Genomic DNA, 13,465 nt, shown 5'->3' with positions numbered 1-13,465 from the left:
CATAATTATAATTACTAATATATAATTATTATTAATCTATAGCTATTAGCTATAAATGAGGAGGAGTATTGTTATGGATTTTAAGCAATTGCAATATTTTATAGCAGTGATTGAACAAATGAATTACTCGAAGGCAGCCGAAAAACTACATATATCGCAGCCCTCTCTCAGTAACGCTATAAAGAAACTAGAGCAAGAAATTGGTTCGCAACTACTCGAAAGAAATACGAGAAATCTTCATTTAACAGAAGCGGGCCAGCTCCTTTATGAAAGAGCAAAAGTGATTTTAAAAAATATGGAGATATTAAAAATCGAAATGGATGAAGTGGTTGTGCATGGCACTAGTGAAATCGCTATTGGCGTGATGGAATCTATCAAGCATTGGTTACCCCAAGTTATTACTGTTTATAAGAAGGTATATCCGCAGATGAAGATTCATCTAGTAGATATATTGGGAAGTAAACGTGTAAAAAAATCGCTTAGAAGTTATAAAACACATTTAATTATTACGAATCAGTCGATTGATGAAGAGGATTATGAAGTAAAGTGCTTATATGAGGAACGACTCGTTGCAGTTTTACCATTAGGTCATCCATTAGCGGCAAAAGATAAACTAACAATTGCTGATTTAGGCAATGAGCCTTTTATTATTAGTACAGAAGGTTTTCAAACGAGACGAGATATTTTGAATACTTTTGAAAAGGCAGGTATAGACATAAATATTCAATTTGAAATTGAGCGTTTTGAAACTGCGGTGTCACTTGTTCGAGAAAGTTTAGGTATCACAATTCTACCTGAAAATTATTTGCAAGGGCCAACTGCGAAAACTATCGTACAAAAAGAAATTGATTGTCCAACTTTACGACGAAATGTTTACTTGGTGTATTTGAAAAATCGACATCTTCCTTTTGCGATTCATCAATTAATTGACGATATTAATCATTTTTTCGATGAGTAAAAGATAGTATTAATGTTATTTTGATAAAATTTTATGTTCGTTCAGCTCTTTCAATGTAAGGGGAAATCTATGCGTGTGTTTATGCTGTTTTTTGTATGGATTTTCTCTTTAATTCAAATTTTTGTTAAATAGATGATTGATTTACGAGAAATATAGCGGTAACATTTAAGGTAAGAATAAGAATGAACACTCATTCATTTTAAATCGAAGTTCAATCAAAGGGGGCTTTCCAATGAATTTTTCTTATAGTGAAAAAGTGGTGGAACTACAGGAGAAGCTGACAAATTTTATGGAGCAGCATGTTTATCCAAATGAAGCAGTGTATGCTGCACAAGTGGAGGCAATGGAGGATCGTTGGGGGGCAATTCCACCGATTATGGAGGAATTGAAGGCGAAGGCTAAGGAAGCGGGCTTATGGAATTTGTTTTTGCCCGATAGCGAGTATGGTGCTGGTCTCAACAATTTAGAATATGCGCCTTTATGTGAAATTATGGGGCGTTCACTGCTGGCACCGGAAGTATTTAATTGCAATGCACCTGATACAGGCAATATGGAGGTTCTAGTTCGTTACGGTTCTGAAGAACAGAAGAAGCAATGGCTAGAACCATTACTTCGAGGGGAGATTCGTTCCTGCTTTGCGATGACAGAGCCAGCAGTGGCGTCAAGTGATGCAACAAATATTGAGGCAAGTATCGAACGTGATGGCGATCATTATATATTAAATGGTCATAAGTGGTGGACGACAGGAGCTGGGGATCCACGTTGTAAAATTGCTATTTTTATGGGGAAACATAAAGATTCCACGAAGCCAATCCATGAGCAGCAGTCGATGATTTTGGTGCCAATGGATACGGCAGGCGTTAAAATTGAGCGGATGTTAACAGCATTTGGCTATGACCACGCACCTGAAGGACATGGTGAGGTTACATTTACGAATGTTCGGGTACCAGTAGAAAATATATTATGGGGTGAGGGTAAGGGCTTTGCCATTGCACAAGGACGATTAGGGCCAGGCCGTATTCATCATTGTATGCGTCTGATTGGTGCTGCTGAACGCGCTATAGAAGAAATGTGTGTACGTGTGCAGGAGCGAAAGGCTTTCCATCGACCACTGGCAGACCAAGGGGTAATGCGTGAGCGTATTGCAGAATCTCGAATTGATATTGAGCAAGCGAGACTCTTAACATTAAAAGCTGCATATATGATGGACACGGTTGGTAATAAAGAAGCAAAGGCTGAAATTGCGATGATTAAAGTAGTTGCGCCAAATATGGCATTACGTGTGATTGACCGTGCAATTCAAGCATTTGGTGCTGCTGGAGTGGGGCCAGATACAACCCTTGCTGCACAATGGGCAAATTCTCGTACATTGCGTCTAGCAGATGGTCCAGATGAGGTACACCGAAATACTGTTGCCAAGCTTGAACTGAAAAAGCATGCTAAAAAACAAGAGGAGCTGGTGAAATGAGCGTACTAGACCTATTTAGCTTAAAGGGTAAAACGGCTATTGTGACAGGGGGCGGGCGCGGACTTGGCGCACAAATTGCACAAGGTTTTGCAGAGGCAGGGGCTAATGTCGTGCTCTGCTCACGTAAGGTTGAGGCGTGTGAAGAAGTAGCGCTAGAACTAGCAGCACTAGGCGTACAAACATTAGCACTTGCATGTGATGTGACAAAACCAGAAGAAGTTGCGAATGTAGTCGCAAAAACGAAAGAAACGTTTGGCCGTATTGATATTTTGGTCAATAACAGCGGTGCATCTTGGGGCACACCTGCTGTAGACATGCCATTTGAAGCTTGGCAAAAGGTATTCGATGTCAACGTCAATGGTACGTTTTTAATGAGTCAAGCAGTTGGAAAAGAGATGCTTGGACAGCAGTCTGGAAAAATAATTAATATCGCCTCGATTGCAGGGCTTGGCGGCACACTACCTGACTTCATGGATACAATTGGCTATAACGCAAGTAAAGGCGCAGTCATCACCTTAACGAAAGATTTAGCAGTGAAATGGGGGCCTCACGGTGTGCATGTCAATGCGATTGCACCTGGGTTTTTCCCAACGAAAATGTCCAGCATTTTAATTGAGCGTGGACAAGATTATTTAATGGGTGTCACACCGTTAAAACGTTTAGGGTCGGAAAATGATTTAAAAGGGGTAGCGCTATTTTTAGCAGCGGCAGCTTCCGATTATGTCACAGGGGATGTCATTGTCGTGGATGGTGGAATGAGTTCAATCATTTAGGGGGGGATATCATGGATACGATGCAAGTAAGGGCAAGTGAACGTATTGATGCAGAGAGACTTCATGCATTTTTAAAAATACAATTTCCAGATTTACCAGAGGGCAAGCTAGAAATTACACAATTTAGTGCAGGTCATTCAAATTTGACCTATTGTCTGAAGATTGGGGATTTTGAAGCTGTTCTACGTCGGCCACCTCTTGGACCAGTTGCGAAGAAAGCACATGATATGAAACGTGAATTTACTATTCTGTCGGCGTTGCAGCCATTTTTAGCCATGGTGCCAACACCTTATGTCTATGTCAGTGATGATGCTATAATTGGCAGTGATTTCTTCTTAATGGAACGCAAGAAAGGCATCGTACTTGATACTCGTTTTCCGCTTGGAACAGAAAATACAGAGGAACTAGCACGCGAGCTGTCCGAAAAGATGGTCGATTCGCTTGTTGCACTACATGCAATACCATATGCGGAAACGACGTTAAAAGACATGGTGAAGCCAGAAGGATTTATGCAGCGTCAAGTGCATGGCTGGATAGAACGTTATGACAAGGCAAAAACGGCACAGTTTGCAGAAGTAGAAGCGCTAACGACTTGGCTCAAAGAAAATATCCCGACGAACGCTGAGGTGACAATTATTCACTATGATTATAAGTTAAACAATGCGATGTTTTCCGAGGACTATACTGAGATGATTGGGCTTTTTGATTGGGAAATGACGACTGTTGGAGATCCTTTAGCAGATCTTGGTGTAGCGATGAGCTACTGGATGCATGCAGATGATCCGAATATGCTGCTATACGCACTTGGAGAACCGCCAATTACGATTTTACCAGGATTCTATTCACGACAAGAATTCATTACCCGTTATGCCGAGAAAAGTGGGCGAGATGTTTCATCCATTAATTATTATATTACATTTGCATACTTTAAATTAGCAGTGATTTGTCAGCAAATCTATTATCGTTATGTGAAAGGGCAGACGCAGGATGATCGCTTTGCACAAATGGATAAAATGGTAGCGGCACTCATCAAACAAGCATCTAAAGCCATTAACTAAGAACGATTGCATACATTTTTGGGGCACCACGCACGAACGATCAATCAATAAAAAAGTACGGTTGCTAGTTACTGAGCAGCCGTTTTTATATAGCCTTACAACAGATTATCCGACATTAATAAGTATATTTATCAATTAGCTATTCGCACCTTATTACTTTTTACAACCAAATCCTTTCACGAGAAGTACTAAAAGAGTGCGAATACATGTTCTTATTTTAACATACGTTCATTATTTTACAAGCATTTTGGGTAAATGACATAAGTTTGATTCTTATGATTCGAAAGGAGAGGGGTTTTAGGGCTGAAGTTGTTGTTTTGCTTGCACAAGCTCTAGAAGACTCGATAACAGCTTATTCTTGCGAGCAATCGATAAATATGAAATGAAATACAATAATCATTTATTGTTTTGCGATAAAAAATTATTGACTGGAGATTTATTTTTGTTTAATATAGCAATAGGAATTAAGGGAAGTAGTGATACATGAATAGAAAAAATTATTTGCTTTACTATTGCATCTATGTTGGATCAGCAACCGGAAAAGAGCAAAACGAGTGTTACAGAATGATTCGAAAAGTTAGGCATTACAATGGCTAAGTCTCAATTTTAAACTATCAAGTTTTCGACTTTAGAAAAAACATGAAGCTTTAGACTGTCAACCAGACGACATTTTGGAATATAAAAAAATGAATGATTAATGGAGGGAAATAGAGTATGAAAAAATATCTAATTGCTGCTACACCGATTCTTTTAGGAATAATCTGTTTTACTGTTAAAGCTATAATAGGGAGTGAAGTAGCACCAGACGGCACTTTGATTGAACCGTTCTTCTTAATTCCAGTGGGCTACCTATTTTTCTTTACGGGTATTATTTTGCTATTATTTGTGACAATCTTTTCAACTGTTAAAAAGATAAACCTTGCTAAATGAAAAGACAAAAAATCAGGTTCTCATAAGTGAGCCTGATTTTTTGATGATAGCTTATGTCAATTATTACGCCCAAGTTTGATCTAGCTTATCGCTGTAAAATTTAATAGCTTTGCTGTACTCTTGTATGCCCTCATGATTGGTTGTGCGTATCAAACTATTTAATAATGTTTCCATTGCCTTTGAACATTCACCTAGATTATAAAGTGTCATCGCATGGAAGACCTTCATGTGCTCTGCAATAAGCTTTTTGTTCGTAATTAACAATCATCATGTATAATAAGATTTACTTATTATTATTTTGCCGACAATAGTCGATAATATTATGCTTTTGCTTTTTTTTGTAATCTATCCTAAAAAAGGAGAGTTGAAATGACTATGGGCACTGATGATCACAAACAAGTTGTTTTACAAGTCGGGGCAGTACTAAAAAGGCTTCGTAAGGATAAGCAATTGAGTCTTGAAGACTTATCAAAAATTTCTGGTGTGAGCAAGCTAACACTTGGAAATATTGAGCGTGGAGAAACAAATCCTACATTAGGTATGCTGTGGAAAATTTCGAAGAGCTTATCTGTACCGCTTATGGAATTATTCGCTGCTGAAAACAGTGTGAGTCTATCTAGAGCCGGGCAAGGATTAAGTATTGCTGAGGAGGGAAGAAATTGGGTAATTGAGCCGATATTCCAAAATATAGGCAATGAAACAGAGGTGTTTAGAGCTTATTTACAACCAAATAGCTCCTACTATCCTGAGAAACATCACCCTAATACAACTGAACTAGCTACAGTCATGTCTGGAAAAGTTAAAATTAATGTTAACAATGAGTCTTACATTCTGAATCAATACGATGCTATTAGTTTTCGCGCAGATGGCACACATTCGTATATAAATGAGTCTAATGATGTTGTGGTCCTCCACATTATATTGAAATATGCGCCAAATAATTAACTCCTATATCAACAACTGTGCAGTACAAATATGGTGCTGTCCTAAAAGTATAAAATACTATGCATGCTAGGAGTATTCCTGGTATGCTTTTTTTTTGTAAAAAAGTAAACATTTCGCCTAGATTCCTGGGAATCGTATTTGCAGCGAAAGTGTAACGGGTTTTTACGCTTTCGGCAGATGGTCGTTATTGGTTGAAGGTCTTTTTAGATAGCTCTGTTTATAAACTATTGATATATTTTATTGTGCTTTATTAATTTTATAGTATATTATAATATACTTAATGAGGTTTAGAGAGAGTTGTTATAGTCATATCGACATTTCAATATGTAAAAATAGCAGGAGGAACATCATGCGTCAAATGAGTAATAATCAAGAAATAAAAAAATCATCAGTATGGGTGATTATTGTAGGCATCATATTTGTTGCAACCAATTTACGGGCTCCCTTAACCTCGGTAGGACCTTTAGTGGGTGTTATTAGAGACAGTCTGCATCTTTCAAATACATTAGCAGGCATGATTACTACGTTACCTTTACTGGCTTTTGCACTTTTTTCACCTTTCGTGCCTAGATTAGGACGAAAATTTGGCATGGAATTTCTTATTCTAATTTCAGTCATTTTTCTTATGATTGGTATTATTTTACGTTCTCTATCAGGGGTGGCTACTTTATATGTCGGTACAGCAATTCTTGGACTAGCTATTGCCATCTGTAATGTATTATTGCCTGGCCTTATTAAGCGAGAGTTTCCGACACAAATGGGCTTAATGACAGGTGTATATTCGATCTCTATGAATTTGTTTGGCGCAATGGCTTCTGGGATTAGTGTACCTATTGCCGTTAGCTTAGGCTTTGGGTGGCAAGGTGCTCTGGGAGTTTGGGGAATTCTGAGTTTTGTAGCAATTCTATTGTGGTTACCTCAAATGAAACGTATAAAGGGACGTACGACTTCCGTTCCAAATCAAAAAGCTGACGGTGGAGTAAATTTATGGCGTTCAGCTCTTGCCTGGCAAGTAACTTTGTTTATGGGTTTACAATCTATGGTGTTTTATGTATTGATCACATGGTTACCAGAGATTTTAAAGCAACAGGGAATAAGTTCAGATCAATCTGGTTGGTTACTTTCTATCATGCAGTTAGCTTTACTGCCAATTACATTTATAGTTCCAATCATCGCAGGACGTATGTCCAGTCAACGTTCTTTAGTTACCATTGCATCAATTTTGCTGTTAACTGGCACTCTAGGATTACTTTATGGAAGCTTGAATTTTATTGTTCTGTGGGTTATTTTACTAGGCATTGGTGGAGGATGTGCGTTTGGATTATCGATGATGTTTTTTGGCCTACGTACAGTAAATGCACATCAAGCGGCAGATTTATCAGGCATGGCACAATCAGTCGGTTACCTGCTTGCTGCTACTGGACCAACACTCTTCGGATATTTGCATGATGTATCTAATAGCTGGACTTTTCCACTGCTACTATTGGTTTGTGCGTCAGTCTTGCTCTTTATATTTGGTCTAGGTGCAGCTAGAAATCGACAGATTGGTTCTTTAAATTAACACGCGTGTTGATTAACCAAAATCATCCAGTATTCTCTTCGTGAAGCTTCCGGTAAAACGCCAAAGTTTTGTTGATGTACAAGCGCCATTCAAAAGGCAAGGCAGCACAAAGAAACAGGCGTGTAAAACCTGCAAATGACAGGGATTTTGGGCCTTTTTTCTTTTGACCTTGCTTGTGTAAAAAATTCAATAAAACATACGCAATCAATGCAGCGAATAGTTGATTAAATACCGCATTGGGCGTTGTGCCGAAAAAAGTCGGCACGTTCAAATTTTGTTTAACCCAGCGGAAAAATGATTCGATTGCCCAGCGTGATTTGTATATGTCCGCAATCTCTTCTGGTGTGATGTTCCTCAAACTAGTCACGACACGCATCGATTTGCCTTCGTAATCGATAAATTCCACGACCCGATGGCGTTTTTCCGTTTGTTTTTGCGAGGTACCCATTGTACACGTGAAATCAGCTGTAACGTGGGAATCCTTACTTGGCGTATATTTCAATGATTTTTTCTGATTCAAGTGAAGGTTATCTTTTAAACGAATGACAAAATCCTGTTTTTCTTTCACATAGCGATCGACTTTATCAATCGAAAAATACGCACGGTCACCAACCAGAATAAATCGTTTGTCTTCTAGGCTTTCGCCGATTGGACCATCATGTTTTAAGCCAGTTGTTTCCACGACTTTTAAAGGCATGGCGCTTTCATTAGTGAAACTGACATGGAGTTTGATTCCTGAGCGCTCGCCGTGATAAAGTGCCCAGGGTAATCGATTTTTCCCCACCGTAATCGTTGTCGAATCGACAGCTAACAGTTCTTTTTTCATGGAAAGAGAACGTTTCGCAGACCGATTGAGCTTGCCACTGACCACATCGAAAATGCGTTTCATGATGTGGTAATCCAGGTCTTTAAATCGTTTCGATAGCGAAGAATGATCGACCGAATCGAGCCCAACACTCGGTGCGACATCCGCTGCGTGACGCAAGCTTTTCCATTCGTGGGTCGCAGCGCCAACTAAATAGGAAATGAGTGTCGAAACGGTACATTTTCGCGCCGTATCAACGAAATCGAACTCCGCTAAAATCGCTTGAAGCTCGGTTTCCGGAAGAAAGTTTTGAAGTAGCGTAAAAATCGTGTTATTCTTGGGCAAGAGAGATTCCTCATTTCGTAAACAGTTGTTGTGGTGACTACTATTTTACATGAGAATCTCTCTTTTTCTATGCGATTTTATTGGAAGAAACTAGATAATCAACAGGCGTGTTAAATTAATAGAATATATAATTTGAATAATAACGCGGATGTAACCTTGGTGCATGTTAGTAAAAAGTCTAAATGAATAGCTGCTGAAGGAATTTCGCTAGAAACAGTCTAACTGAAAGGAAATTCTGCCTATCAAATTTAGACTATGCACTTGGTCATAATCAAAAAGAAAAAACCTCGCCGTCTTTAGGAACCCAAACAGAACGTTCCAGATTTTGTTCTTTTAGAAACTTGATAAGGTGATCTCTGCTCAATTTACAGTGGTTAATAGTATCTAAATGAACTGCAAGAAACTTGGTCTTCGGTGACAAACGGGCGATGCTTACAATATCTTCACGTGTCATAGTGATTATGGTTCCCCACATCATTTCCGCCTCCGAAGCATTTAAAATGGCTATGTCTGGTACTAACTCGCGAAAAGCTTCTTCAATAGCAGGTGTTTTAATACAGTCTCCTACGATATAAATAGATTCTTTTGTCATTGTTTTCAGAAAAAAACCAGAAACAGGACCTAGTAACTTGCCCGTAAGACCTGGAGCATGTTGCCCCTCAATGCGTTTCATTTGTATACCTTCCCATTCAAATGAATTATTAACTGGTATTGCTCTCGAGAAACCAGCAGCTTGTAATGAAGACTGGTCTTTAGGTTGACAAAATATAGGGATATTTTTATCGAGAATGGAAATAGATTTTTTATCCCAGTGGTCAAAGTGACGATGAGTTAAAAGTATAGCATCTACATCCTCGAAAATGTGGAGTGGAACAGACAACGGAATTAATGGATTTCTGCGATAATTTCGAGTGAAGGGCACAGGCGAAAGTTTACCTGCATCACTCAACATCGGATCAACCAGCATACGTTTGTCATTTATCGTTATAATCGATGTAGCGTGTCGAATATGTTGAACGGAAATAGGCATACTAAAGCAACTCCTTTAGTTAGTTGTACTAGTAATCTATCTCTTTACACAATCAAGGGTTGTGTAAAGAGATGAAACCATTGCTTGGCATGTTGCACAAGCTGTGATGTCAAAACTAAAAGGATTGAGTTCAGTACTGAATTCAGTCCTATATGAAAGGTTGACACCTACATTTCATATAGGTAATCACGTTCTACTTTACAAATGCGTAATGCAAATCGGCTATACCATTCTTTTTTGCCACGTTCTTGAGCAACTTGATGAGCTGCATGCTCTTTCCAAGCAGCAATATCCTCAAGTGTTTCCCAGTAAGAAACGGTGATCCCTAAATTTGCATCTCTTGCACTTTCGGCACCTAAAAATCCTCTTTGTTTACTTGCCAATTCGTCCATTTTTGTCGCCATTACTCCATAACCATTGTCGCCTACTGTTCGTTCTGAAGCAAAGACAACTGCATAATAGGGTAGCTTATATGTATGTGCTAAGTTACTCAATCCAACCAGCTCCTTACTGCCCGATACTCGGGTAAATCTAATATTTATTATAATACCTTCCTTAAAAAAAGCCATTATTGCTTTTGAAACAATACCAAGCATTTCTTTTTATGTGCATATGGGAACAATCGATTATGTTCCATTAAAATGCCAACGTAATCGATTGTGAATGAAAATCCAGATAACATTTCGATGATTAAAAATGGCTAATGATTCACATAAGGGCTAGCAAACTACACTTACATATAAACGCAGACAATAGCTCATTGTTAGCTGCTGCTGAATGAATGATCAATATTTAGTAAAAATCACCACTTCTAAAACGAACGTACGTGCGTATAATATAAGAACAAAGGTTCTTATATTATTTGAAAAAGGAGAAGCTGGCATGAAAGAGCAACTGGTAAAAGCAATGCAACGTGGACAGTTCATTAACATGATGTATGTATCTAAGTCGGGTGAAATCACAAAAAGGCGCGTGAAAATCATTAAAGTTGTTGGGGATTCCTTTACAGCATTTTGTTTTACAAGGCAGGCAAAGCGTACTTTTATTATGAATAACGTTCTCGCTATTGTTCCAGTAGTACGTAAAGAGCGTGGTGTGGTATGAATTACGAGGATATGCCAAATCGACCTATTATGTGCATTGATATGAAATGTTTTTATGCTAGCTGTGTAGCAATGTTGCATGGGTTAGATATTCTTGAAACGCCAGTCGCAGTAGTAGCGAACTTTGACCAACCGGGCAGCGTTGTACTTGCAGCATCACCATTGATGAAAGAGAAATTTAAAATCAAAACGGGCAGTAGACGTTATATTCATGGATTTTTCGGAGATAAATTAAAATAATTTTGTTTATCAATACTTATCTTAATTTTCCTCTAGAAGATAAAATAATTAGCGGGAAATTAACTTAAAGGGGGTAGAGTGTGCCTAAATTTTTGACGTAGATCCAGTTTCAATCAATTTGAGTAATGTAGATATATTTAGGATGCGTGAATTTTTTGCTCAACTCTGTATGGACACGAAGAAAAAAATATCTAAGGTAAATTTAGAACAGCAATTGAAAAGCTCGAGCCAAATTAGTTTGACTCGAGCTCTTCAATTGCTTCTTTAATTTCTTGGGCTACTACCTCTAATCGAGATTTGGTTTTTTTCTCCTTTTCAATGTCAGTAGGACGTTAATTTCCGAATGCTCAAACCCGACCGTAATCTTGACAACCTTCATAGGAAGTATATGAAACTATCAAAGCAAGAACTTGTCCAAAGACTGATACTTACTGAACAGTATATTTCAGAAAACGAAAATAAATGGGTTACAGCTCATTTAAAATCATTTAAATAGTAATAAGAGACAGCGATTGCTGTCTCTTATTATAGTGATAGGTAAGCCTTTGACGTTATCTCCAGCTTTTCCCCATCTTACACCATACGTGCGAGTTTTCCAGCATACGGCTTTCCCATTAATCCAATTTATTCAAAAAATTGAAAAAGATATTAATGCTATAAATATAGCGAAACAATACAATGTGAAAATAAAAGAATATAATAATCTGAAAATAGAATTGAATACCATTTAGCAGAGACTTTTTAAGTTACAACATATAAAAACACAATATCAAAATAATATTGAAAATCTTAAAAAGAAATCGCAAGACATTAAAGAATTAAACGATCTTGAAGAATTTTATAACCAGTTAATTGGATGGTTCCCAAATGATATAAAAGAAAATTATGGACAAATCACTCATTTTTATGATTTTATGGTTGAAAATAGAGGAAGCTTTTATCAATCGAAAATAATTGGTATTGAAAATGAAGTAGAAAAATTGCAATCCGAGAAAATTAAATTAGAGAAGGCTCTAAAGACTGATTATAAAATTCTAAATCAAACTAATTTAATTGAGGATATTAATGCTATTATTGGGGACCGAGAAGAACTTAATACGCAACTAGCTGAGGTTAATATTCAAATAGGAAATCATGAAAAAGTTAATACCCTAAAAAGAGAGATAGCTACTTTAAAGGGGCAACGATTGGCACTAACACAACAAAAAATGGATGAATTTAATAGCCATGAAGGTTATATTGAAAAACTTGAGAGTAAATTCCATGAATTAAGTCAAATAGCTTATGATATATTAGGTTCGTTTAATGTAGAATTTGAAACTGATGTCAGTGATAAAAAGGATTCCACCACGGGACGAATAAAAATTAAATGTACGCTTCCAGATGATCGTTCACATGGAATTAACTACATGAAGATTAATTTATTTGATTTAACTTGGTTTTTGACATCGCTTGAAAATGCGTATGGACATCAGTTGGAACTACTTATACATGATGGATCATATTCAAAATCTAATCCAACAGTAAAAGCGAAAATTTTAAAATATGTAAATACAAGTTTGGTCGAAATTGGAAAAGGTCAATATTTTGTTACTCTTAATAAAGATGAACTTTTGGCGGCAGATATTGATGAATTTAAGAAACAAGGGCTTGTTACTGTTTTATTAGAGAGAACACAAGATAATAAAAAGAGATTTTTTGGCTTTAAATTGTATGAGTAAGCTAAAGGAAAATAAATTGTTTCGTTAATGAGAATTGTAACTGCCTATAAGGCAACCTGTGAAAACGTAATAGATCAAGTATCGCTTGGTCCATTACGTTTTTATTTTTTAGTGAAGCATTTAATATAAAAATTCCAAATGTTTCCTTTGGAATATAGCTAAATTAAAAGCAACTCACAAATCCTTATTCTACAGAAAATAAAACGAATCCAATTTGAAAAAAGTTTAATCTGTAGACTTTGGAGTAAAGATTGATTAAAAAATGTGTTTTAAGCCTTATTTAATAGCTTATGTAAAAACTCCATTTTGAAAAAATTGATCAAAATGGAGTTTCTCTTTTTAACTAAGTTTAAAATTTGTATAAAAAAGTTTGATTATTTTTATACTCCTTATTCCACTAAAGCCCCCGTTACTTTAAGTGTAAAATATCACAATGGAATGGCAACAGAATTGGACAGCTTTTTTAAGGGGAATAAATAGCTCTTTTCAAGTATAAGGGGCGTATAAGTAGCTTGACAAGGAGCCTCT

The 13,465-nt window shown here is 37.1% G+C and carries 12 protein-coding genes and 2 pseudogenes; 10 read left to right on the top strand and 4 right to left on the bottom strand.

From position 1 onward, the window contains the following. The first annotated feature begins 73 nt into the window (after nucleotides 1-73). The 5 genes from ACQKII_RS13755 to ACQKII_RS13735 all read left to right on the top strand — a co-directional run bounded on the left by ACQKII_RS13755 (nucleotide 74) and on the right by ACQKII_RS13735 (nucleotide 5,187). A complete protein-coding gene (locus tag ACQKII_RS13755; protein ID WP_427460085.1) occupies nucleotides 74-958 on the top strand; it encodes a LysR family transcriptional regulator in 885 nt (294 codons plus the stop codon). A gap of 232 nt (nucleotides 959-1,190) precedes the next feature. Further along, nucleotides 1,191-2,426 carry an acyl-CoA dehydrogenase family protein gene (locus ACQKII_RS13750; protein ID WP_427460083.1) on the top strand — a complete coding sequence of 412 codons (1,236 nt, stop codon included), beginning with the start codon at nucleotides 1,191-1,193 and terminating at the stop codon, nucleotides 2,424-2,426. Beyond that, nucleotides 2,423-3,199 (top strand): SDR family oxidoreductase, encoded by a 777-nt coding sequence (locus ACQKII_RS13745; protein WP_427460081.1) that lies wholly within the window; start codon nucleotides 2,423-2,425, stop codon nucleotides 3,197-3,199. The genes ACQKII_RS13750 and ACQKII_RS13745 overlap by 4 nt, the downstream gene beginning before the upstream one ends. Nucleotides 3,200-3,210: 11 nt before the next feature. Continuing rightward, entirely contained in the window at nucleotides 3,211-4,257 is a 1,047-nt protein-coding gene (locus ACQKII_RS13740; RefSeq protein WP_427460079.1) for a phosphotransferase family protein, read from the top strand. A 714-nt stretch (nucleotides 4,258-4,971) separates the two neighbouring features. Further along, nucleotides 4,972-5,187 (top strand): DUF3955 domain-containing protein, encoded by a 216-nt coding sequence (locus ACQKII_RS13735; RefSeq protein ID WP_427460077.1) that lies wholly within the window; start codon nucleotides 4,972-4,974, stop codon nucleotides 5,185-5,187. A 63-nt stretch (nucleotides 5,188-5,250) separates the two neighbouring features. Here the strand turns inward: ACQKII_RS13735 and ACQKII_RS13730 are convergent. Further along, a pseudogene (locus ACQKII_RS13730) lies at nucleotides 5,251-5,424 on the bottom strand (tetratricopeptide repeat protein); the annotation flags it as partial. Between the two features lie 132 nt (nucleotides 5,425-5,556). On the opposite strand from ACQKII_RS13730, the gene ACQKII_RS13725 reads away from it, so the two are divergent. Then, nucleotides 5,557-6,132: a helix-turn-helix domain-containing protein gene (locus ACQKII_RS13725; RefSeq protein WP_427460075.1), complete on the top strand. Its 576-nt coding sequence runs from the start codon at nucleotides 5,557-5,559 to the stop codon at nucleotides 6,130-6,132. Nucleotides 6,133-6,481: 349 nt separating this feature from the next. Further along, nucleotides 6,482-7,693: a CynX/NimT family MFS transporter gene (locus ACQKII_RS13720; RefSeq protein ID WP_427460073.1), complete on the top strand. Its 1,212-nt coding sequence runs from the start codon at nucleotides 6,482-6,484 to the stop codon at nucleotides 7,691-7,693. Between the two features lie 22 nt (nucleotides 7,694-7,715). Here the strand turns inward: ACQKII_RS13720 and ACQKII_RS13715 are convergent, their stop codons facing one another. From ACQKII_RS13715 to ACQKII_RS13705, 3 genes are all read right to left on the bottom strand, one after another. Continuing rightward, nucleotides 7,716-8,843 carry an IS4 family transposase gene (locus tag ACQKII_RS13715; protein ID WP_427460071.1) on the bottom strand — a complete coding sequence of 376 codons (1,128 nt, stop codon included), beginning with the start codon at nucleotides 8,841-8,843 and terminating at the stop codon, nucleotides 7,716-7,718. A 271-nt stretch (nucleotides 8,844-9,114) separates the two neighbouring features. Continuing rightward, entirely contained in the window at nucleotides 9,115-9,873 is a 759-nt protein-coding gene (locus ACQKII_RS13710) for an MBL fold metallo-hydrolase (protein ID WP_427460069.1), read from the bottom strand. A 167-nt stretch (nucleotides 9,874-10,040) separates the two neighbouring features. Then, on the bottom strand, nucleotides 10,041-10,367 hold the full coding sequence (locus tag ACQKII_RS13705) for an antibiotic biosynthesis monooxygenase family protein (protein WP_427460067.1): 327 nt from the start codon (nucleotides 10,365-10,367) through the stop codon (nucleotides 10,041-10,043). Nucleotides 10,368-10,755: 388 nt separating this feature from the next. Here ACQKII_RS13705 and ACQKII_RS13700 point away from each other — a divergent pair, with 388 nt between their 5' ends. From ACQKII_RS13700 to ACQKII_RS13690, 3 genes and pseudogenes are all read left to right on the top strand, one after another. Next, nucleotides 10,756-10,977: a transcriptional regulator gene (locus ACQKII_RS13700; protein ID WP_427460065.1), complete on the top strand. Its 222-nt coding sequence runs from the start codon at nucleotides 10,756-10,758 to the stop codon at nucleotides 10,975-10,977. Then, nucleotides 10,974-11,183, top strand: a pseudogene (locus ACQKII_RS13695) (UV damage repair protein UvrX); the annotation flags it as partial. The gene ACQKII_RS13700 and the pseudogene ACQKII_RS13695, both read left to right, overlap by 4 nt. 947 nt (nucleotides 11,184-12,130) lie before the next feature. After that, nucleotides 12,131-12,937, top strand: a complete 807-nt coding sequence (locus ACQKII_RS13690; RefSeq protein ID WP_427460063.1) for a DUF2326 domain-containing protein — start codon at nucleotides 12,131-12,133, stop codon at nucleotides 12,935-12,937. Nucleotides 12,938-13,465: the final 528 nt, after the last annotated feature.

This window comes from Lysinibacillus sp. NPDC048646, from assembly GCF_050272295.1.
Lineage (GTDB): Bacteria > Bacillota > Bacilli > Bacillales_A > Planococcaceae > Lysinibacillus.
Note: the sequence above shows the minus strand (reverse complement) of the source record. Positions and strands in the feature narration are given on the sequence as shown.

Bases quoted from the DNA above. Each gene is read 5' to 3' on its own strand.
- ACQKII_RS13755 (WP_427460085.1), top strand. From the start codon at position 74: ATGGATTTTAAGCAATTGCAATATTTTATAGCAGTGATTGAACAAATG.
- ACQKII_RS13750 (WP_427460083.1), top strand. From the start codon at position 1,191: ATGAATTTTTCTTATAGTGAAAAAGTGGTGGAACTACAGGAGAAGCTG.
- ACQKII_RS13745 (WP_427460081.1), top strand. From the start codon at position 2,423: ATGAGCGTACTAGACCTATTTAGCTTAAAGGGTAAAACGGCTATTGTG.
- ACQKII_RS13740 (WP_427460079.1), top strand. From the start codon at position 3,211: ATGGATACGATGCAAGTAAGGGCAAGTGAACGTATTGATGCAGAGAGA.
- ACQKII_RS13735 (WP_427460077.1), top strand. From the start codon at position 4,972: ATGAAAAAATATCTAATTGCTGCTACACCGATTCTTTTAGGAATAATC.
- ACQKII_RS13725 (WP_427460075.1), top strand. From the start codon at position 5,557: ATGACTATGGGCACTGATGATCACAAACAAGTTGTTTTACAAGTCGGG.
- ACQKII_RS13720 (WP_427460073.1), top strand. From the start codon at position 6,482: ATGCGTCAAATGAGTAATAATCAAGAAATAAAAAAATCATCAGTATGG.
- ACQKII_RS13710 (WP_427460069.1), bottom strand. From the start codon at position 9,873: ATGCCTATTTCCGTTCAACATATTCGACACGCTACATCGATTATAACG.
- ACQKII_RS13700 (WP_427460065.1), top strand. From the start codon at position 10,756: ATGAAAGAGCAACTGGTAAAAGCAATGCAACGTGGACAGTTCATTAAC.
- ACQKII_RS13690 (WP_427460063.1), top strand. From the start codon at position 12,131: ATGGTTGAAAATAGAGGAAGCTTTTATCAATCGAAAATAATTGGTATT.